This is a genomic window from Winogradskyella ouciana (assembly GCF_009709615.1).
Lineage (GTDB): Bacteria > Bacteroidota > Bacteroidia > Flavobacteriales > Flavobacteriaceae > Winogradskyella > Winogradskyella ouciana.
The window spans coordinates 400,927-419,696 of record NZ_WJYA01000004.1 but is presented as its reverse complement, the minus strand read 5'-3'; the positions used below and the strand labels follow the sequence as shown (position 1 = coordinate 419,696).

The following is an 18,770-nucleotide window of genomic DNA, read 5'->3' as shown; positions in this document are numbered from 1 at the left end:
CGAAACAGATTAATGGCGACAGCAACAAAATCCCTAAAAAAACAAGGAAGCGAACTAGCTAAAAGCAACAAACAACTTGAAATTCTCTCGAATGGAATTTTTCAAAATGGTGAATTGCCAACGTTTAAGAAAAAGATTTCTGAAACGAATCAATTTCCCTTAAAAGCTAAAAAGCTCGAAATTCTTCAAATCAATGTAGGCTATATGTGCAATCAGGTTTGTGACCATTGCCATGTTGATGCTGGTCCAGACCGAAAAGAAATTATGACTCGCGATACGATGCGCCAATGTCTGGAAGTAATTAAAAATACTGGAGCACATACATTGGATTTAACAGGTGGCGCGCCAGAAATGAATCCTGATTTTAGATGGTTTGTTGAAGAAGCTGCAAAAGCAGGGATTAAAGACTTCATTGTACGTTCTAACCTTACTATTATTCGTGCGAATAAAAAGTATTACGATTTACCAGACTTCTTTAAGAAGCATAACGTACATGTCGTAAGTTCTATGCCACATTGGACGCGTGGTAAAACAGACAAACAACGAGGCGATGGTGTATTTGACAAATCCATAAAAGCGTTACAAGAGTTAAATGATAGAGGTTACGGTATGCCAGATTCTGATTTAAGATTAGATTTGGTTTACAACCCTTCAGGAGCTTTTCTACCAGGAGACCAAGCCTCTATGGAGAAGGATTTTAAAAAGGCTTTATTAGAAGATTTCAATATTCATTTTCATAACCTATTTGCTATAACGAATTTACCAATTGCACGTTTCTTGGATTATTTAATAGCTTCAGAAAATTATGAAGATTACATGTATCAGTTAGTGGAAGCGTACAATCCTGCTGCAGTAGAGAATGTAATGTGTACCAATACGCTTTCTGTAAGTTGGGATGGGTATTTATTTGATTGCGATTTTAATCAGATGTTAGAATTGCCTGTGAATAGTAAAGTAAAACACATTTCAGAATATAACGAGGACCTACTTGAAGGTAGAAATATTGTAATTTCTCAACATTGTTACGGTTGTACGGCTGGTGCAGGAAGTAGTTGTCAAGGGAGTGTGGCATAATAAGTAAACAGTCGCAGTATGCAGTTAGCAGTTAAAAATAGAACTAATTTGTCATTTCAAACTCATGTGAGAAATCTCATTCTAATTATATGCGTTTGTTTTTCTCCCATAGTAAATGCTCAAGAAACGCTTACAGAGTTGTTGAAACGACATAATTCTGAAACTGTACCATATATCTCAGTTCAAGAATTGGCAATGCCCAAAACGAAAGCTGTGCTTTTGGATGCTAGAGAAACTGCAGAATATGAAGTTAGTCATATAAAGGATGCCATACATGTTGGTTATAACGACTTCAACTTAGAAGAAACGACACAACAACTTAATGACAAACAACAAACCATCATCGTGTATTGTTCATTAGGTATTCGTTCAGAAGATATTGCAGAGCAGCTCCAAAAAGCTGGCTACACTAACGTTTATAATTTATTTGGTGGTATTTTTGAGTGGACAAATAACGGCTTTTCGGTTTATGATTCCGAAGGCGAAACAAATAATGTTCATGCCTTTTCCAAAGTATGGAGCAAATGGCTATTAAAAGGAAATAAGATATATGACTGATGCACTTGTCATTGTGTTTGTAAAGAACATAAAATTAGGAACCGTAAAAACTCGACTCGCCAAAACCGTTGGCGACTATGGTGCTTTTGAGGTGTATTCTGAATTGGTTAAAATCACAGAAAAAGCAACGGAAGCTTTAGATATAGACAAACGTATTTATTTTTCTAATGCTGCGGTGGATACGCAATGGGAAAATGAATTTAAAACTGTTCAAAAAGGAATTGATTTAGGGGAACGCATGTTGAATGCTTTTAAAGATGGTTTTGAAGCTGGCTATGAAAGAATTGTGTTGATTGGTTCTGATTTGCCAGATATCAATTCAACTCATATTGAAAATGGTCTTGATGCATTGAAAACTAATGACATGGTTTTCGGACCTGCGGAAGATGGAGGATACTATCTTGTCGGAATGTCTAAAATGGAAGAATTAATCTTTAAAAACAAACCTTGGAGTCAAGCTAACCTATTAGAACTTACGCTTCAAGAATTAGAAGAAAAGCAAGCTAAAGTGGGTATTCTTGAAACCTTGAATGATATTGACAATTACGACGATTTAATCGTATCAGACTTTTATAAAAACAACCAAAAACTACAAGAAAAAATACAACAGCTTAATGATTAAATTTATTACTGAAAGTACAGAATACCTTCAAAGTAAAGGTTTTGAAAATCCAGAAGTTGGTATCATTCTAGGTACTGGTTTAGGGCAGTTGATTGATGACATTGAGATCATTGCCGAAGCGAGTTACAATCATATACCTAATTTCCCAACAGCAACCGTAGAGTTTCATAAAGGCAAATTAATTTATGGCAACCTAGGCGGAAAAAAAGTGGTTGTGATGCAAGGACGATTTCATGTTTATGAAGGTTATACTTTACAAGATGTAACGTTTCCTGTTCGGATTATGGAAAAACTTGGCATAAAAACCTTATTGGTTTCTAATGCTGCAGGTGCTATAAATTTAGATTTCAAAAAAGGAGAGTTGATGTTAATCGATGATCATATTAATCTTCAAGGTAGTTCGCCGTTGGCATTTAAAGGAGTGTCAGATTTAGGAGAGCGATTTACAGATATGAGCGCTCCTTATGATTTAGATATAAATTCGAAATTTAAAAGTATTGCCAAAGCAAATAATATAAAATTGCATGAAGGGGTTTATGCCTCAGTCGTAGGACCACAACTAGAAACACGTGCAGAATACAGAATGCTAAAAATTATTGGTTCAGATGCTGTTGGTATGAGTACAGTACCCGAAATAATTGTAGCCAATCACTTAGGCCTTAAAGCTGCAGCTATTTCTGTTTTAACCGATGAATGCGACCCAGATAATTTAAAACCAGTGGATATTGCCGAAATTATTGCAATGGCAGGCAAGGCTGAGCCTAATATGATTACGTTATTTAAAGAATTGATAAAAACCCTATAACGTCATTCCGAACGAAGTGAAGGAATCTGCTTAATGAGATTGCCACGTCACTTTGTTCCTCGCAATGACAAATAATAAAAAAGATGAGTTACTTAGAAGCAACAAACGACCTTTACAAAGAAGCAGCACTAACACCAGATGTTGGCTTATGCTGTACTACAAATCCTATTTGGGAATTACCAGGATTAAAAATTCCAAGAATAATGCAAGAGATGAACTACGGTTGTGGTTCTACAGTGCATGCAAGAGATTTAACTAATAACCCAAAAATGCTTTATGTAGGTGTTGGTGGTGGTATGGAATTATTACAATTTTCGTATTTCAACAGGCAAAAAGGTGGAGTTATTGGTGTTGATGTAGTTGACGAAATGTTAGAGGCATCTCGCAAAAACTTTAAAGTCGCTGAAGAGCAAAACGATTGGTTTAAATCAGAATTTGTTGAGCTTAAAAAAGGGGATGCTATGAATCTTCCTGTTGAAGATAACAGTATTGATGTTGCGGCTCAAAACTGCTTGTTCAATATTTTTAAAGCTGAAGATTTAAAGAAAGCCATTGCAGAAATGTATCGTGTATTAAAACCTCATGGTCGTTTGGTAATGAGTGATCCGACCTGTGAGCAACCTATGAATGAGGAGCTACGAAATGATGATAGATTACGTGCATTATGTTTAAGTGGTAGTTTACCAATAGCTGAATACGTAAAAGCATTAACTGATGCTGGTTTTGGTACGATTGAAATAAGAGCACGTAAGCCGTACAGAATACTAGACCCAAAGCATTACAATACAGATGAATTAATCTATATAGAATCTATTGAAGTTGCTGCCATTAAAGACCCAATGCCTGCAGATGGTCCTTGCGTTTTTACAGGAAAAGCAGCGATTTACTTTGGTGATGAAGATTATATAGATGATAACGCTGGTCATATTTTGTTGAAAAATCAACCTTTAGCGGTTTGTGATAAGACTGCTGGTGCTTTGGCGAGTTTAGGAAGAGATGATATCTTTATTAGTGAATCTACTTACCATTACGATGGTGGAGGTTGTTGTTAGACTACATTGTTATTCCTGCGAAGGCAGGAATCCACTTTAAATTAACAATAGAGATTCCTGCCTTCGTAGGAATGACAGATGGATAAGTACATAGACATATTTAAAAAATCCTATTCCGATTATTGGAATTATCTCAAGTACGAGCTCATTGACCTCAACCATTGGGATAACTTTTTCTATGGCCTTATTATAATTTCACTTTTGGTTTGGGTTTTGGAAATCGCTTTTCCTTGGCGAAAAAATCAATCTATTTTTAGAAAAGATTTTTGGCTGGACACCTTTTACATGTTTTTCAATTTCTTTTTACTAAATCTCATCGTCCTCATCGCCTTGTCAAATACGGCTTCAGAACTATTTAATGATGTTTTAAGTGTAGTTGGTTTATCGCTTTCTGATATTCAACTTTTTGATGTGGATGATTTACCGCAATGGCTAGGCTTACTAATATTCTTCCTGATATCTGATTTTGTACAATGGAATACCCATCGCCTACTGCATCGCGTGCCTTGGCTCTGGAATTTCCATAAAGTGCACCACTCCGTAAAAGAAATGGGATTTGCTGCACACTTACGCTATCATTGGATGGAACCTGTGGTTTATAAATCTTTACTTTATATTCCGATAGCTCTAATTGGTGGTTTTGATGCACAAGATGTTGCCATTGTTTATTTTTTTACCATTGCTATTGGTCATTTAAACCATGCGAATTTGGGATGGGATTACGGCGTTTTAAAATACATTTTCAACAATCCTAAAATGCATATTTGGCACCATGCCAAAGCCTTACCCAAACATGTAAGGTATGGTGTTAATTATGGACTAACTTTAAGTCTTTGGGACTATCTTTTTAAAACTGCTCATGTGCCTCACGACGGAAGGGATATAGAATTAGGTTTTGAAGGCGATGAAACGTTTCCTAAGGATTTTTTACGTCAGGAGGCTTATCCTGCTTTTTCCCGCAGACAGAAACCTCATAAATAGAAGCAATACACATGAAATATATATCAATTTTAGTAGTAGCATTATTAACCAGCGCTTGTTGTGGTGCAAAAAACACTGTTTTAGCTCAACCCGAACAAACCAAAGAAGTTGCGGTTGTTACCGAAGTGCCTGATGCTGTTGAGGCACCTCCTTCTCCAGGATCTTTAGTTGATGAAACAGAAGTTGAAATACCCTTACCGCCAAAACCTCCTAAACTAGAAGAAGTCGATGTTGTAGATGATTATAAGCCTGAAGCTTTCAACCATAGCAGATGGAATAAATTATTAAAAAAATATGTTACTGAAGGTGGAAATGTAGATTATAAAAGCTTTAAAAATAACCCTAGGGAATTAAGTGTTTATATCGATGACTTAACACACAATACTCCAACCGAAGATTGGAATAAAGACGACAAATTGGCTTACTGGATTAACGCTTACAACACCTTGACTGTAGATTTAATCCTAAAAAATTATCCTTTAGAAAGCATAAAAGACATTAAAGACCCTTGGGACCAACGCTTATGGCAGTTTGGTGATAAATGGTATAACCTCAATGATATTGAGCATGAAATATTACGTAAAATGGACGAGCCACGTATTCATTTTGCCATAGTTTGTGCGTCTGTGTCTTGTCCCAAGCTTCAAAATGAAGCGTTTACAGCATCAAAACTTGAAGAGCAATTAACCAATGCCACTAATGAATTTTTAGCTGACACTTCGAAAAATGAATTTTCAAAAGACGAAATCAAACTATCCAAAATCTTTAAGTGGTTTAAAAAAGACTTTGAGCAAAATGGAAGTTTAATTGATTTTCTGAACCAATATACTACTGTTACCATTTCAGAATCTGCAAAGAAGAGTTACAAAGACTACAATTGGGATTTAAACGATTAAAACTATTATCTTGTAATTTCCGTAAGTAACTATATGATTAGCATTATAATTCCTGTTTTAAACGAGTCTGAAACCATTAAAGATGTACTCCATCATTTAATTGATAATGCGTCGTTAAATTCAATTTCAGAAATTATAGTTGTTGATGGTGGAAGTACTGATGACACTAAAGACATTGTTAAATCTCTCGATTTAAACATTGTGCTTTTAGATTCAGAAAAAGGAAGAGCCAAACAAATGAATTTCGGAGCAAAGCATGCTAAAGGTGATATTCTATATTTTCTTCATGCCGATTCTTTTCCTCCAAACAGATATGATAAATATATTATTGATGAAGTCCATAAAGGTAATAACGCCGGTTGTTTTAGATTACAGTTCGACAGCGACCATTGGTGGTTAAGATTAGCAAGTTGGTTAACGCAATTCAGTTGGCGTGCATGTAGAGGTGGTGACCAAAGTCAATTTATAACACGTGCTTTGTTTGATGAAATAGGTGGTTATGACGAAAATTATATCATCTATGAAGATAACATTTTAATTAATGAGCTCTACGCTCGCAATGAATTTGTAGTTATCAATAAAAAGCTAAGAACATCTGCCAGAATGTATGAAGAGCATGGTATTTGGAAAGTGCAATACCACTTCTGGACCATCTATGTGAAGAAATGGTTTGGTGCTTCAGCTGATGAGATGCTGGCTTATTATAAAAGGCATCTTTGTTGATTAAATATCAAACTCATTCATCTTTACACCCCTAAAGTCCCCTCAAGGGGACACTAGTCCAAAGGTTCTTTTTAGAATTGTCCCCTTGAGGATTATCGAAATAGAAGCGATAGCTTTTATTGAAGATAGCGAGCGAAGCTCATTAGGGGTGTCTTTCTTATCAAAAATTTTTAACAATCTATAACTAGCCATTCCTCCCATCCTCATCTGGATAAAGCTTAGGCAATGTATCACTTTGAAAAATCTCTTTCGTATCAATGTCTATGGCAGACAACATACCTGTAAATGCTGCACCAGTATCTACATTCCAAACATTGGCTTTATTCATCGGCTCGTAACTGTGACTGCGCAAGGTTGGTGTGTGACCGATGTAAATTTCAGAATAATGCTTTAATCGATTTGGGTAATTATCTGCGTCTTTTTTTATACGCTTATCCATAGTCTGCACCATTTCCCATAGTGTACGGTCCGTACAAAAGCTCTGTTCAAATTTTTCTTCCTTAACACCGTGCATTGAGGTAAAACCAGCATGCACATAAAGTCTATTCTGATTGTCTATATAGTACATTGGCATAGTCTGAAAAAACTCTAAATGCTTTTGTTTATCGCCCTTTGAAAAATCTTTATAGCTTTCAATGGTGCCTTTTCCACCATGGTATAGCCAAACTGGTGGAGCCGTACCATGCTGTAACCATTTTTCGCACCAAATATCGTGGTTACCTTTTATAAACACACATTCATTTTTTTCTGAAAGTTCTATGAGGTATTGGATAACTTGGGCAGATTCGCTCCAACCATCAACATAGTCACCTAAAAAGATGAGTTTATCATCCTTATTGACTTTAGCGCGTTCTAAAAGTTGGGTTAAACCTCTCAGTCCTCCATGAATATCGCCAATTGCTAATGTTCGCATATAAATTAATTGTATTGTGTGTAGTAAGATTGAATAACTTTCTCAACAGGTTTGTTTTGAGGGGTAAACATTGGGTTTTCTGCACCTCCAACTTTGTCGTGCTTATGAAACCACTTCCATACAAAGCCTCCTGCAAACCAATCCTCTTTCCAAAAGGTTTCAAAAAGCGCTTTTGTGGTGTTTACTTGGGCTTCAAGGTTTACATCTCTCATGGTGTGATCTGACACCCACGGTTCTCTTCCACTAAAATCTACACTTCTATAACCATATTCGGTAAACAAAATCGGTCTGTTCAGTTGTTCCGAAAACTCTTGTATCACTGGTTTGTGCTTTTCCCATCCTTTTAGGCAATCTTCAACCGTAGGTGTTTGTTTGTCACTTACCGGAAAATAGGCATCTATACCTATATAATCCAGTTGCTCCCAAAACGGAGTGCGTTTATATTCATCCCAATTGGCTGCATAAGTGAGTTTGCCTTTATAAATGTTTTTTATTTTGACTATAAGACCGTTCCAATATTCTGGTCTATGTTTAATAAAATTTTCGAGCTCAGTGCCGATGCAAAATATTTCGGCATTGACTTCTTCTGCCAATTCAGCATATTCCAAAATAAAATCTGAATATGAGGATTCCAAAAGTTTCCAATTAGTTTCTGTTTTCATTTCCAGAAAACCGGTAAAAAATCCATGGGTAATCCAAAGTTGTGGTTTCACCATAATTTTAATTTTTGCTTTACGAAGCTCTTCGATGTATTGCTTGGCTCCTGCCCTAGTTTCACCATACCATTGCCTATTAGTATTATGAACTATAGTTGGGTTATCTAAATTTCTAATAAACCCAAATGGCATAATCGCTGCACTATTTGCACCGACATTTACTACCGGATTGACGTGGGTTGTATCTACCGCATCCCTTGCGGCTACAAAACTCACTCCATTAAATTTTACAGGCTTAAAGGGTACTGCAGCACAACCCACTAAAACGAAAACCAAAAGGAACTGTAAAAAATATCTCATACTGTAAATTTATGCCTAAATTTAAAAGAAATTGAACTATCGCTGTTAAGGTTTTATCAAATCCTTCGACATAAAGATATCTAACTACAAAAGTTTCCCGACTTCTCGGGCCTAAAAAATGGAGCACATTGTTATTATTGGCAACGGCATTTCTGGTGTTACACTTGCAAGGCATATCAGAAAACTTTCAGACAAAAGAATTACAATAATTTCTGCTGAAACCGACTACTTCTTTTCCCGTACAGCACTAATGTACATTTATATGGGCCACATGACCTACGAGCACACCAAACCTTACGAAGATTGGTTTTGGAAGAAGAATAGAATTGAGTTGAAAAAAGGTTATGTGAAACATATTGAAACCAAATCAAAAACGCTTCATTTTGCTGAAGGAGATTTAATGACCTACGACAAATTGGTCATTGCCACAGGAAGCAAACCCAATAAATTCGGCTGGCCAGGGCAAGATTTAAAAGGCGTACAAGGTTTGTACACCAAACAAGATGTGGACCAACTCGAAATTGATGCGCCAAACAACAAGGTCTGTAAACGTGCCGTGATAGTAGGTGGAGGTTTAATAGGCATTGAATTGGCTGAAATGTTGAATTCAAGAAATATTCCTGTTACATTTTTAGTTAGAGAATCTAGTTTTTGGAATGGTGTTTTACCAGAAGGCGAAAGCCAAATGATCAATAGGCATATTAAAAACCATCATATAGATTTACGCTTATCGTCAAATCTAAAGGAAATAAAATCGGACGAAAACGGAAAAGCAAAATCAGTTATTATCGAAGAAACCGGAGAGGAAATTCCTTGTAATTTAGTGGGATTAACTGCTGGAGTGTCACCGAATATTGATTTTCTAAAGGATTCTGAAATTGAAACTGACAAGGGAGTAAAGGTTAACAAATATCTCGAAACCAATGTTGAAGATGTCTATGCCGTTGGCGACTGTGCTGAGCAACAAGAACCCAATGAAAATCGTAGACCAATCGAAGCCGTTTGGTACACAGGACGCATGATGGGAGAAGTTTTAGCGCAAACGCTTTGTGGTAACAAGATGGCTTATAATCCTGGCCATTGGTTCAATTCCGCAAAGTTTATGGATATTGAATACCAAACCTATGGTTGGGTACATGGCAGTAAAGGTCGACCGGATTACGAACAACATTTTCACTGGAAACATGAGGATGACACCAAATGCATCACAATTGCATTCAACAAAGACACTAGTGAATTTTTGGGAATCAACACCTTTGGGATTCGAATGAAACACGACACTTTTGATAAATGGCTGACAGAAAAACGCGATATTGATTTTGTGGTTAAGAATTTAAGACAAGCCAATTTTGATCCAGAGTTTTACGACCATTATGAAAAAGAAATTTTAAACGCATACAACAGACAATTACAACCATCATAATAATTTAGGAGACCTCACAGGTTTTGGAAACCTGTGAGGTCTGTGTAACTTGAAGCAATGAAATACGAACCAATAATAAAAGATTCCTATTACCACATCTATAATTGCGGGAATAATAAAGAAGATATATTTATCGAAGAACGTAATTATGCTTATTTCCTTTCGCTTCTAAAAAAACATATTCTACCAGTAGCTGAACTCTTATCTTATTGCCTACTTAAAAATCACTTTCATCTACTCGTAAAAACTAAAAGTAATGTTGAAGATAAATTTATTTCACAAGCATTTTCTAATTGTTTTAACGCTTATACGAAAGCTATAAATAAAGCTTATGGTAGAACAGGGAGCCTATTTCAAGATAGATTTTCAAGAATTAAAATAACCGATGAGGAATATCTGAAATCGTTAATAATTTATATTAATAACAATGCAGTGCATCATGGATTTACTCAAGATGTTTCTTCTTATAAATATTCCTCTTACCAAGCATTGGTTTCTGACAAACCAACTCTTTTAAGTAGAACATTTATAATTAACCTTTTTGAAAACACTGAAAATTTTTCCATGGTATTACATTCCAAAAAAGAATACTATTGAAGAACTAACTTTAGAATAAGAATTTAGACCTCACAGGTTTCTAAAACCTGTGAGGTCTCCAAACAAAAAACAATGAACACACCAAACCCAAGTATGTCGCTTACAAAGCCAGAAGCTTTTGATTTATCAACAAAGCAACGCATTTACGTTGCCATTGGGATGATTGGACTTATGGTTTTAACGTTAGCGACATTCAATATTACATTTCCCTATCGCAAAATTACACTAACGGTATCCTTGCTCGCTATAATAATCGGCACCATACTTTTTGCGAATGATTTGTACCTCAATAAAATGGCTGGAATTAAGAACGATGGAGTGATGTTTAAATCTATCTCATCTCGCGGACTTTGGGCATGGATTTCCGGATTGGCATTAACAGGATTTTATATTGTTCTCTATTTTAAAGCAGGTTGGTTAGGGCTTGGGGCTGATGGTGCAGAAAACACAGGTTTGGTTGCGCTTTTTGATCCACTGAGTAGATTACTTAATGGTGGACAAGCCAGCCAGTGGTTTGTTTATGGCGTATTCTATACCATTGCCATATTAGTATTTGGTTATAAATTTTTGTTGAAATACAGACACAATAAATACGAACGATTACGAACTTATTCCGTAATGTTTTTTCAATTATCGTTTGCGTTTTTGATTCCAGAGTTTATGTCGCGATTAAACTCAGAATCCTTCAGTTTACCGTATTACGATCTAAAAAATATTTGGCCGCTTAATTACTATAATTTTGAGCAGTATAGAGTCGATTCAATGATTGATGCAGGCGATATCGGTTTGGCAATGTTAATCTTCGGAATACTTTCAATTTTTGTCATCACACCAATCCTAACCTACAAATATGGAAAGCGCTGGTACTGTTCATGGGTTTGCGGTTGTGGTGGTCTAGCGGAAACCGCTGGTGATCCCTTTAGGCATTTAAGTGACAAACGTAAGTTTGCCTGGAAAATTGAACGATGGGTCGTACATAGTGTGGTGGTTTTTGTGGTCTTAATGACTACGGCAGTTGTGTATTCGTATTTAGGAGATGATAGCAGTAAATATTGGTTAACAAAGAGTACATTCCTTATCAGCGTTGCCGTTTTATTGACCGTAGTTTTTGCCTTGGCAATGATTTTTAAAAGAGACCAATTGGCCAAAGATGCGCAATATGGTGCCATTGGCTATTTTGTGATTATACTAGTGCTGTTAGGTATGCATTATTTTAATGGCACTAATTTATTTTTATTTAAAGCCGAAACCCTGAGATCAACTTATGGGTTTTTAATTGGAGCTATATTCTCAGGTGTTATAGGAACAGGATTTTATCCAATTTTCGGGAATCGCGTATGGTGCCGTTTTGGTTGCCCTATGGCTGCTATTCTTGGATTTCAACAACGCTTATTTTCGAGATTTAGAATTACGACCAATGGAGGCCAGTGTATTTCTTGCGGAAACTGTTCTACCTATTGCGAGATGGGAATCGATGTAAGAGCTTATGCCCAAAAAGGTGAAAACATTATACGCTCAAGTTGTGTTGGCTGTGGTATTTGTTCTGCCGTATGTCCAAGAGGTGTCTTAAAACTAGAAAACGATTCCATGAAAGGCCGCATTAACTCGAACGAAATTTTATTGGGTAATGATGTTGACCTTATGGATTTAGTAAATCAGAAATAAGAAGTCTATTTTTGCATCTTCAAACTAACTAAATGACCAAAATTGTTGTCATCATTCCTGCATTTAATGAGGAAGAATCCATTCCACGCGTTATAAAGGATATTCCTTCTATAGTTGATGAAGTTATTGTAGTGAGCAACGATTCAACTGACCAAACGGAAACCAATGCTAAAAATGCAGGTGCTACTGTCTTAACAGAATCGCGAAAAGGTTATGGCTATGCTTGTCTTAAAGGCATGGAATATATTGTTCGCTTCGATGACACTCAGCAACCAGATATCGTCGTTTTTTTAGATGGAGATTATAGCGATTATCCCGAAGAACTCACTAAAATCGTTAAGCCAATCATTGAAGAGAATATAGATTTTGTCGTAGGAGCAAGAGTTAAAGAATTACGTGAGGCCGGCTCAATGACGTTTCCTCAAATTTTTGGTAATTGGCTAGCAACAAGTCTGATGCGTTTATTTTTTCGCTCAAAATTTACCGATCTTGGTCCCTTTAGAGCCATTAAGTACGATAAGTTGTTAGCGTTGAACATGGAAGATAAAACCTATGGTTGGACAGTAGAGATGCAACTTAAAGCTCTTAAGCAAAAATTGAGTTATAAAGAAGTTCCTGTACGATATAAAAACAGAATAGGTGTCTCAAAAGTTTCAGGTACGGTAAAAGGTGCTATCTTTGCAGGCGTAAAAATCCTAACTTGGATTTTCAAATATAGTTTTAAGTGATTTATTTACAATATTTCATCATCATTGTTTACACCATTGCCATTGTACTTATTTTCTTGTACGCATTGGCTCAGCTTAATTTACTTTACAATTACCTATCCTCAAAAAAGAAAAGGGAAAAGTGTGTTACCTTTGACCTTTCCAACCCTGAAGAGGTACCTTATGTAACCATTCAGCTTCCGGTATTTAATGAGATGTATGTTATGGAGCGCCTGCTCGATAATATAGCACGGATAGAATATCCTCGTGAAAAACTGGAAATTCAGGTTTTAGATGATTCTACAGACGAAACCGTACATTCCACAAAAGCTCATGTTGAAAAATTAGCCGCTACAGGTCTTGATATAAAGCACATTACAAGGACCAATAGAGCTGGTTTTAAAGCAGGTGCATTAAAAGAAGGTTTAAAAATTGCCAAGGGAGAATTTATTGCCATTTTTGATGCTGATTTTTTACCACAGCCCAATTGGTTAAAACGTACCATTCCTTATTTTAAGAATGAAGAAATAGGCGTCGTCCAAACACGTTGGGGACACATTAACCGTAATTATTCTTTGCTTACAAAAATTCAGGCATTTGCTTTGGATGCACATTTTACTTTAGAGCAAGTTGGTAGAAATAGCAAAGGACACTTTATCAACTTTAACGGTACAGCTGGTATCTGGAGAAAAAAATGCATCATCGATGCTGGTAATTGGGAAGGTGATACTTTGACTGAAGATTTAGATTTAAGCTACAGAGCACAACTTAAAAATTGGAAGTTTAAGTATCTTGAAGATGTTGAGACTCCAGCAGAATTACCTGTTGTTATTAGTGCCGCAAGATCACAACAATTCCGTTGGAATAAAGGTGGTGCCGAGAACTTTAGGAAAATGCTTAAACGTGTGATTAAGTCCGAGAATATTTCAACAAAAACCAAAGTTCACGGTTTACTGCATTTACTTAATAGTACCATGTTTTTGAGCATTTTTATTGTAGCGGTCTTAAGTATTCCCATGCTATACATAAAAAATGAATATGCTCATTTACGTGACTATTTTTATGTAATGAGTTTCTTCATTATGAGCACCATTATATTCTTTGTGTGTTATTGGTTTATGTATCGTAACATCTATGGTAGTGGTTTTAAAAAGTTCTTTGGATATATTGGTATGTTCTTTACGTTTTTCTCTATTGCTATGGGCTTTTCGTTGCACAATTCAATTGCCGTGATAGAAGGTCATGCTGGTAAGCGTAGTGAATTTGTTCGTACGCCAAAATTCAACATCAGTACCATTAGAGACTCATGGAAAGGCAATAAATACCTTAGAAAGAAATTATCACCTCACGTAATAATAGAAGGTATTTTAATGTTGTATTTTGCTTTTGGTATGTACAGCGCTTTTGTCGTTGGAGACCAAGGAGGAGACTTTGGGCTATTCCCTTTTCACCTTATGCTTTTTATTGGGTTTGGTTATGTATTTTTTAAGTCTTTGAGTTCTAAGGTTTAATTTTGACACAGATTACACTGATTCTCACGGATGTTTTGCACAACGTTTTGGTTTCTTTGCAGCTTTGCGAGAATATTTGAAGCCAATTTCTAACCTAGCTTCTGTCTTCAAACGGAATAATGACTCCCTTTTCTAAATAATTTTTTAAGCCGTTTAACAACATTGCCCAACAGAAGGATGAGTGTTTAAAATGGTTATTACATTCTGGCCAATCTTTATGAAAAAAGTTGAGGCAAGTTCCGTTTTCTTTTTCCTTTAGTTTAAAACCAAAAGTGGTTGGATCCCAATCATCATCAGATTTTGTCATTTTAAAATGAATGTGATCGTCTTGTTCACAGCTCACTACCTTAGCATACCAATCATATTCATCGGTAAAGTTAAAGTTATAGGTTTCCCCTACTTTAGGAATTCCAGAACATTTCAAAGGCCACCAATTGACCAAATGATCCGGATGTGAAACCGCATAATAAACACTTGCCTTATCGCTCTTAATAATAAAATTGAAGTAAATGGAATGACTCATAACCTTAGTTTTTATGAATTAAAGTTATTAATCTTTTTTTAAACTCGGTTTTGCCAATTTTAAATAGTTCTATCTTTCTTCTGTACATTAAATTTAGCTTAAAAAAAATAACAAAATTCAATGTACTTCAGGAACCACTGCGTTAGCACATAATTTTTTTTAATTTGATAACGAGTCAATTTTCAAACTAAAAAAATCATGTACTTTTGAATTTATGCTCGGGCTATCCAACCTTATAAAATATCATAAGATTCCACTACTCTTCATTATTTTGAGTGGTGTTTTTTATGTTTCATTTGGTTATGATTTAGAACGAACGGATAGTGAAAAACTGCTCGTATTGTATGTGGCTCTGTTTGCATTTGCTTTTCAAATTATAAAATTGTCTGGCTTTCACTTCAGGCTGCTTGTAATAGCTTCAATAGTATTCCGATTGCTGTTTTTGTTTGCCATACCCAACTTATCACAGGATTTTTACCGTTTTATATGGGATGGCAGAATGATTTTAGATGGCTTAAACCCTTATCTCTATACGCCTGATTCTTTTATACAAAATGGTAAGCTTCCTGTTAAACAAGCACAAGAACTATACAACGGCATGGGAGCATTGAGTGCTTCGCACTTTACCAACTACCCTCCATTAAATCAATTATGTTTTACGATCGCTGCACTGTTTTCTGGAAAAAGTATTTTGGGCTCTGTAATAGTGATGCGTGTTATAATTATCGCGGCTGATATTGGTACGCTTTATTTTGGAAAAAAACTGTTAGAGCGTCTTAAAGTACCTTCTAAAAGAATCTTTTGGTACATCCTTAACCCGTTTATAATTATTGAACTTACTGGGAACCTCCATTTTGAAGGAGTGATGATTTTCTTCCTGGTTTGGAGTTTGTATCTACTTCATTGTGGTAAATGGAAATGGGCTGCTGTAGTTTTAGCTTGCTCTATTTCCGTGAAGCTGATTCCGTTAATGTTTTTGCCTTTGTTTTTTTGGTGGTTTTCTGAACACAAAAAAGATGCTTCGACTGCGCTCAGCATGACAAAATTGTTGTCATTTTATACCATAGTCGGTATAACTACACTAATGTTATTCCTGCCATTCTTCTCTATGAAGTTCATCAATAATTACACAGAAACTGTTGGGCTTTGGTTTGGTGATTTTGAGTTTAATGCAAGTATCTATTATCTCGCTAGAGAAATTGGCTATGCCATAACTGGCTATAATGAAATTGCTATTATTGGGAAAATACTACCCATAGTAACCTTAATTATAATCTTAGGGTTTTCATTTTTTAAAAAGAACCATACTATTCCAAAATTAACCACTTCTATCCTACTGACTTTTACTTGTTATTTATTTTTAAGTACAACGGTACATCCGTGGTATATCGCCACTTTGGTAATACTTTGTGTATTTACAAATTATAGATTCCCTTTGGCTTGGTCCTTGGTTGTTGTTTTAAGCTATTTGGCCTATTTAAATGTTGACAATTCTGAAAACCTTTGGGTTATTGCTTTAGAATATATTATCGTGTTTTCAATTTTTATTTGGGAACTATGGTCAAAAAGAAAGCTGCCAGTTTCCTAGCAGCTCCTTAAATTTTATTATTAAAAGAATTAAAGTTTCTTCAATTTTACAATTTTATAAACTTCATATATTTCTGTAAAACCGTTTTCGTCTTCCTCTTCGTATTCTGTAATCTCATAAGTGATTTCAAAACGTTTGCCCATCATATCGTTTGACTGAAGATTTACAGCTTTCAACACATCCTCAGCGATTTCTGCAAAGTACATCGTTTCATCGTCCCCTTCTTCATCTGGGACCACAAAAGCGTAACCATCATCTTCATCATAACCATCATAGGTACCTGTAATAGTTGCTGTAACCACGTCTTGATTGTTATGTTTGATCTCTAAAATTGCGTTAGCATTAAATGCAACTATTGAGAAGATAAATGCCAATATAACTTGTTTATTTTTCATTTTATTCAATTTTAAAATGGGTTATCTTCCATATAAAATTATATTAGAAGATTTTAACTTTTCGTTTTTTGGGAATTTGCCACCTCAAGCCCAAAAGTGCTTTTAGATTACAACCTTAGGGTTATAATTACCGTGGTTAGTTTTGAAGTATTTTTTATTTGCCTAAAACAGTTTTAGAATAAACATATCTACGACTTCAACTAAGATTAAAATGATTATTATCCATTCTAATCGACTACTTTCCTTATGATCCATAATATCCTTAAAGAGTTCTAAATTCTCTTTAATAATTTCTATCCTATCATGGATAAGGTGATATCGGTCCTTTAGATCGAAGGTCTTCTTTAGCTCTAGGTTGAGTTTATTTAATTGTTCGTCTTCCCATGTAATTTCTGGAGAATCAAAAATGTAGAGATTCTCAGAAATCTTGTTTTTTATATTTAAAACCTTACCTATAAATCGCTTTAGTTTATTTCCCGAGATATCCAACTTCCCTTTATTCTCGAGGTATTTAGTGTGCTCATTGGTTTCAATCAGTAGGTCTTCGGTTATTTTTGAAAACCGATCTAGGGCCACAGACTGTGACGCGTTAAGCATCACCAACCGAATCATTTCACTATTTAAATTTGGAAGTACAATACTCTCAAAATTTACTTGTAAAGTGTTGGGTTTAATTTCAATCCGTACTTCTTCTGAAATGCTCTCGCCAAAATGATTTTCACAATAAGGTTGAATCATCTTTAAGGCAGCATCGCGCTCATCTGAGGATAAGTTAAAGAAGCTGACCATTCCATAGTGAAACAGATAAATAAACTTGTCTTTAGAACTCGAAAAAAAGAGTTCGTCACTATCTTGAAACAGCAACTGCCACTGCAATTGCTGTTTACTAGCTTTTATGTTGATAGTGTTTGCTACTTGATAAGCAACAACGGTAAACATTAAGTCTTAAACATGTCTTTAAGTTCTTTAAAACTCTTAAACTCTATCATATAATCATTTGGGTCATTGATAAAAAAGGACAGGTGTTCTCCTGTTTTATCTTTTAAAAAAGTGGTCTGAGTCACAACTTCTAAATCACTTTTGCTAAGTTTTGCATAAAGTTCTCCCCAAGTGTCAATATCTACTATCACACCAAAGTGGAATGATGGTAGAATTTTACCTTCAAGCACATAATTTGGGCTATTAAAATTAAATTTCTCAGCCTGAATAAATGTTAATTGATGGCCAAAGAGATCTATATCTAACCAATGTTCTGCCTTTCTTCCTAAGGAAGCACCAATGTTTTTGATGTAAAAGTCTTTGGTCTCATTTACATTTAAACATGGTAAGGACATGTGAAATGCTGTTTTCATAAAATCCTTTTTAAGATTTATAATTTTTTATCAATCAAAATCATCCGTATCGTCACTCGGCACCATATCTGGGTCTTGCACTGCGTCTGGATCGTCATCTTCAAAATCCTCATAATCTTCTTCGTCATAGTTCTCCATAGTCACTTCTAGTTTCGAGCTTATTTTTACAAGATACTTAGTGTCTTCTGTGGTTACCTCAACGGCTTCAATGAGCTCATTTTTAAGGTTTTTAAATTTCACCACATGACCATCATCATAACCATAAGGATACTTTTCTACTAAAAGTGCTAAAATTTCTGGTGTCAGTTTTTTAAAATCAACTATGACACGTTTTAAGTGTTGGTCTTTTTTATTCATTTTATTGTAGGT

Annotated in this window: 21 protein-coding genes; 14 read left to right on the top strand and 7 right to left on the bottom strand. The window is 35.4% G+C overall.

From position 1 onward, the window contains the following. The first annotated feature begins 12 nt into the window (after window positions 1–12). The 8 genes from arsS to F1003_RS05770 all read left to right on the top strand — a co-directional run bounded on the left by arsS (window position 13) and on the right by F1003_RS05770 (window position 6,711). Window positions 13–1,074: an arsenosugar biosynthesis radical SAM (seleno)protein ArsS gene (gene arsS / locus F1003_RS05805; protein ID WP_155088268.1), complete on the top strand. Its 1,062-nt coding sequence runs from the start codon at window positions 13–15 to the stop codon at window positions 1,072–1,074. Window positions 1,075–1,092: 18 nt separating this feature from the next. Continuing rightward, window positions 1,093–1,632: a rhodanese-like domain-containing protein gene (locus tag F1003_RS05800; protein ID WP_155088267.1), complete on the top strand. Its 540-nt coding sequence runs from the start codon at window positions 1,093–1,095 to the stop codon at window positions 1,630–1,632. Further along, window positions 1,625–2,254 carry a TIGR04282 family arsenosugar biosynthesis glycosyltransferase gene (locus F1003_RS05795; protein ID WP_155088266.1) on the top strand — a complete coding sequence of 210 codons (630 nt, stop codon included), beginning with the start codon at window positions 1,625–1,627 and terminating at the stop codon, window positions 2,252–2,254. Before F1003_RS05800 ends, F1003_RS05795 begins: the two co-directional genes overlap by 8 nt. After that, on the top strand, window positions 2,247–3,059 hold the full coding sequence (locus tag F1003_RS05790) for a purine-nucleoside phosphorylase (protein ID WP_155088265.1): 813 nt from the start codon (window positions 2,247–2,249) through the stop codon (window positions 3,057–3,059). Before F1003_RS05795 ends, F1003_RS05790 begins: the two co-directional genes overlap by 8 nt. 83 nt (window positions 3,060–3,142) lie before the next feature. Then, window positions 3,143–4,111 carry an arsenosugar biosynthesis arsenite methyltransferase ArsM gene (arsM, locus tag F1003_RS05785; RefSeq protein WP_155088264.1) on the top strand — a complete coding sequence of 323 codons (969 nt, stop codon included), beginning with the start codon at window positions 3,143–3,145 and terminating at the stop codon, window positions 4,109–4,111. Window positions 4,112–4,189: 78 nt separating this feature from the next. Next, window positions 4,190–5,092 (top strand): sterol desaturase family protein, encoded by a 903-nt coding sequence (locus tag F1003_RS05780; RefSeq protein WP_155088263.1) that lies wholly within the window; start codon window positions 4,190–4,192, stop codon window positions 5,090–5,092. An 11-nt stretch (window positions 5,093–5,103) separates the two neighbouring features. After that, entirely contained in the window at window positions 5,104–5,988 is an 885-nt protein-coding gene (locus F1003_RS05775) for a DUF547 domain-containing protein (RefSeq protein ID WP_155088262.1), read from the top strand. Between the two features lie 33 nt (window positions 5,989–6,021). After that, window positions 6,022–6,711, top strand: coding sequence for a TIGR04283 family arsenosugar biosynthesis glycosyltransferase (locus tag F1003_RS05770; protein WP_155088261.1), 690 nt, complete (start codon window positions 6,022–6,024; stop codon window positions 6,709–6,711). Window positions 6,712–6,895: 184 nt separating this feature from the next. On the opposite strand, the gene F1003_RS05765 is transcribed toward F1003_RS05770, so the two are convergent. Both F1003_RS05765 and F1003_RS05760 read right to left on the bottom strand, forming a co-directional pair. After that, the gene (locus tag F1003_RS05765; protein ID WP_155088260.1) at window positions 6,896–7,624 is read right to left on the bottom strand and encodes a metallophosphoesterase family protein; all 729 of its coding nucleotides are present in this window, start codon (window positions 7,622–7,624) and stop codon (window positions 6,896–6,898) included. Window positions 7,625–7,629: 5 nt separating this feature from the next. Further along, the gene (locus tag F1003_RS05760) at window positions 7,630–8,640 is read right to left on the bottom strand and encodes a glycoside hydrolase family 113 (protein ID WP_155088259.1); all 1,011 of its coding nucleotides are present in this window, start codon (window positions 8,638–8,640) and stop codon (window positions 7,630–7,632) included. 118 nt (window positions 8,641–8,758) lie between these two features. On the opposite strand from F1003_RS05760, the gene F1003_RS05755 reads away from it, so the two are divergent. The 5 genes from F1003_RS05755 (at window position 8,759) to F1003_RS05735 (ending at window position 14,543) form a co-directional block, all read left to right on the top strand. Then, window positions 8,759–10,063 carry an NAD(P)/FAD-dependent oxidoreductase gene (locus F1003_RS05755; RefSeq protein WP_155088258.1) on the top strand — a complete coding sequence of 435 codons (1,305 nt, stop codon included), beginning with the start codon at window positions 8,759–8,761 and terminating at the stop codon, window positions 10,061–10,063. A gap of 57 nt (window positions 10,064–10,120) precedes the next feature. Beyond that, window positions 10,121–10,660: a transposase gene (locus F1003_RS05750; RefSeq protein WP_155088257.1), complete on the top strand. Its 540-nt coding sequence runs from the start codon at window positions 10,121–10,123 to the stop codon at window positions 10,658–10,660. Window positions 10,661–10,732: 72 nt separating this feature from the next. Continuing rightward, window positions 10,733–12,325 carry a 4Fe-4S binding protein gene (locus F1003_RS05745; protein WP_155088256.1) on the top strand — a complete coding sequence of 531 codons (1,593 nt, stop codon included), beginning with the start codon at window positions 10,733–10,735 and terminating at the stop codon, window positions 12,323–12,325. Between the two features lie 32 nt (window positions 12,326–12,357). Continuing rightward, window positions 12,358–13,053, top strand: coding sequence for a glycosyltransferase family 2 protein (locus F1003_RS05740; protein ID WP_155088255.1), 696 nt, complete (start codon window positions 12,358–12,360; stop codon window positions 13,051–13,053). After that, a complete protein-coding gene (locus tag F1003_RS05735) occupies window positions 13,053–14,543 on the top strand; it encodes a cellulose synthase family protein (protein WP_162306922.1) in 1,491 nt (496 codons plus the stop codon). The genes F1003_RS05740 and F1003_RS05735 overlap by 1 nt, the downstream gene beginning before the upstream one ends. 94 nt (window positions 14,544–14,637) lie before the next feature. Here the strand turns inward: F1003_RS05735 and F1003_RS05730 are convergent, their stop codons facing one another. Further along, window positions 14,638–15,066: an SRPBCC family protein gene (locus F1003_RS05730; protein ID WP_155088254.1), complete on the bottom strand. Its 429-nt coding sequence runs from the start codon at window positions 15,064–15,066 to the stop codon at window positions 14,638–14,640. Between the two features lie 214 nt (window positions 15,067–15,280). Between F1003_RS05730 and F1003_RS05725 the strand changes: the two genes are divergently transcribed. Next, the gene (locus F1003_RS05725) at window positions 15,281–16,654 is read left to right on the top strand and encodes an MptA/MptB family glycosyltransferase (RefSeq protein WP_155088253.1); all 1,374 of its coding nucleotides are present in this window, start codon (window positions 15,281–15,283) and stop codon (window positions 16,652–16,654) included. Between the two features lie 29 nt (window positions 16,655–16,683). Here the strand turns inward: F1003_RS05725 and F1003_RS05720 are convergent, their stop codons facing one another. The 4 genes from F1003_RS05720 to F1003_RS05705 form a co-directional block, all read right to left on the bottom strand. After that, window positions 16,684–17,049 carry a hypothetical protein gene (locus F1003_RS05720; protein ID WP_155088252.1) on the bottom strand — a complete coding sequence of 122 codons (366 nt, stop codon included), beginning with the start codon at window positions 17,047–17,049 and terminating at the stop codon, window positions 16,684–16,686. Between the two features lie 162 nt (window positions 17,050–17,211). After that, window positions 17,212–17,988: an RMD1 family protein gene (locus F1003_RS05715; protein WP_155088251.1), complete on the bottom strand. Its 777-nt coding sequence runs from the start codon at window positions 17,986–17,988 to the stop codon at window positions 17,212–17,214. Then, the gene (locus F1003_RS05710) at window positions 17,988–18,401 is read right to left on the bottom strand and encodes a VOC family protein (protein WP_155088250.1); all 414 of its coding nucleotides are present in this window, start codon (window positions 18,399–18,401) and stop codon (window positions 17,988–17,990) included. The genes F1003_RS05715 and F1003_RS05710 overlap by 1 nt, the downstream gene beginning before the upstream one ends. A gap of 30 nt (window positions 18,402–18,431) precedes the next feature. Next, window positions 18,432–18,758 carry a hypothetical protein gene (locus F1003_RS05705; RefSeq protein WP_155088249.1) on the bottom strand — a complete coding sequence of 109 codons (327 nt, stop codon included), beginning with the start codon at window positions 18,756–18,758 and terminating at the stop codon, window positions 18,432–18,434. Window positions 18,759–18,770: the final 12 nt, after the last annotated feature.

What these genes read in the sequence shown, in the direction of transcription:
- arsS (WP_155088268.1), top strand. Translation starts at nt 13, where the DNA reads ATGGCGACAGCAACAAAATCCCTAAAAAAACAAGGAAGCGAACTAGCT.
- F1003_RS05800 (WP_155088267.1), top strand. Translation starts at nt 1,093, where the DNA reads ATGCAGTTAGCAGTTAAAAATAGAACTAATTTGTCATTTCAAACTCAT.
- F1003_RS05795 (WP_155088266.1), top strand. Translation starts at nt 1,625, where the DNA reads ATGACTGATGCACTTGTCATTGTGTTTGTAAAGAACATAAAATTAGGA.
- F1003_RS05790 (WP_155088265.1), top strand. Translation starts at nt 2,247, where the DNA reads ATGATTAAATTTATTACTGAAAGTACAGAATACCTTCAAAGTAAAGGT.
- arsM (WP_155088264.1), top strand. Translation starts at nt 3,143, where the DNA reads ATGAGTTACTTAGAAGCAACAAACGACCTTTACAAAGAAGCAGCACTA.
- F1003_RS05780 (WP_155088263.1), top strand. Translation starts at nt 4,190, where the DNA reads ATGGATAAGTACATAGACATATTTAAAAAATCCTATTCCGATTATTGG.
- F1003_RS05775 (WP_155088262.1), top strand. Translation starts at nt 5,104, where the DNA reads ATGAAATATATATCAATTTTAGTAGTAGCATTATTAACCAGCGCTTGT.
- F1003_RS05770 (WP_155088261.1), top strand. Translation starts at nt 6,022, where the DNA reads ATGATTAGCATTATAATTCCTGTTTTAAACGAGTCTGAAACCATTAAA.
- F1003_RS05765 (WP_155088260.1), bottom strand. Translation starts at nt 7,624, where the DNA reads ATGCGAACATTAGCAATTGGCGATATTCATGGAGGACTGAGAGGTTTA.
- F1003_RS05760 (WP_155088259.1), bottom strand. Translation starts at nt 8,640, where the DNA reads ATGAGATATTTTTTACAGTTCCTTTTGGTTTTCGTTTTAGTGGGTTGT.
- F1003_RS05755 (WP_155088258.1), top strand. Translation starts at nt 8,759, where the DNA reads ATGGAGCACATTGTTATTATTGGCAACGGCATTTCTGGTGTTACACTT.
- F1003_RS05750 (WP_155088257.1), top strand. Translation starts at nt 10,121, where the DNA reads ATGAAATACGAACCAATAATAAAAGATTCCTATTACCACATCTATAAT.
- F1003_RS05745 (WP_155088256.1), top strand. Translation starts at nt 10,733, where the DNA reads ATGAACACACCAAACCCAAGTATGTCGCTTACAAAGCCAGAAGCTTTT.
- F1003_RS05740 (WP_155088255.1), top strand. Translation starts at nt 12,358, where the DNA reads ATGACCAAAATTGTTGTCATCATTCCTGCATTTAATGAGGAAGAATCC.
- F1003_RS05730 (WP_155088254.1), bottom strand. Translation starts at nt 15,066, where the DNA reads ATGAGTCATTCCATTTACTTCAATTTTATTATTAAGAGCGATAAGGCA.
- F1003_RS05725 (WP_155088253.1), top strand. Translation starts at nt 15,281, where the DNA reads ATGCTCGGGCTATCCAACCTTATAAAATATCATAAGATTCCACTACTC.
- F1003_RS05720 (WP_155088252.1), bottom strand. Translation starts at nt 17,049, where the DNA reads ATGAAAAATAAACAAGTTATATTGGCATTTATCTTCTCAATAGTTGCA.
- F1003_RS05715 (WP_155088251.1), bottom strand. Translation starts at nt 17,988, where the DNA reads ATGTTTACCGTTGTTGCTTATCAAGTAGCAAACACTATCAACATAAAA.
- F1003_RS05710 (WP_155088250.1), bottom strand. Translation starts at nt 18,401, where the DNA reads ATGAAAACAGCATTTCACATGTCCTTACCATGTTTAAATGTAAATGAG.
- F1003_RS05705 (WP_155088249.1), bottom strand. Translation starts at nt 18,758, where the DNA reads ATGAATAAAAAAGACCAACACTTAAAACGTGTCATAGTTGATTTTAAA.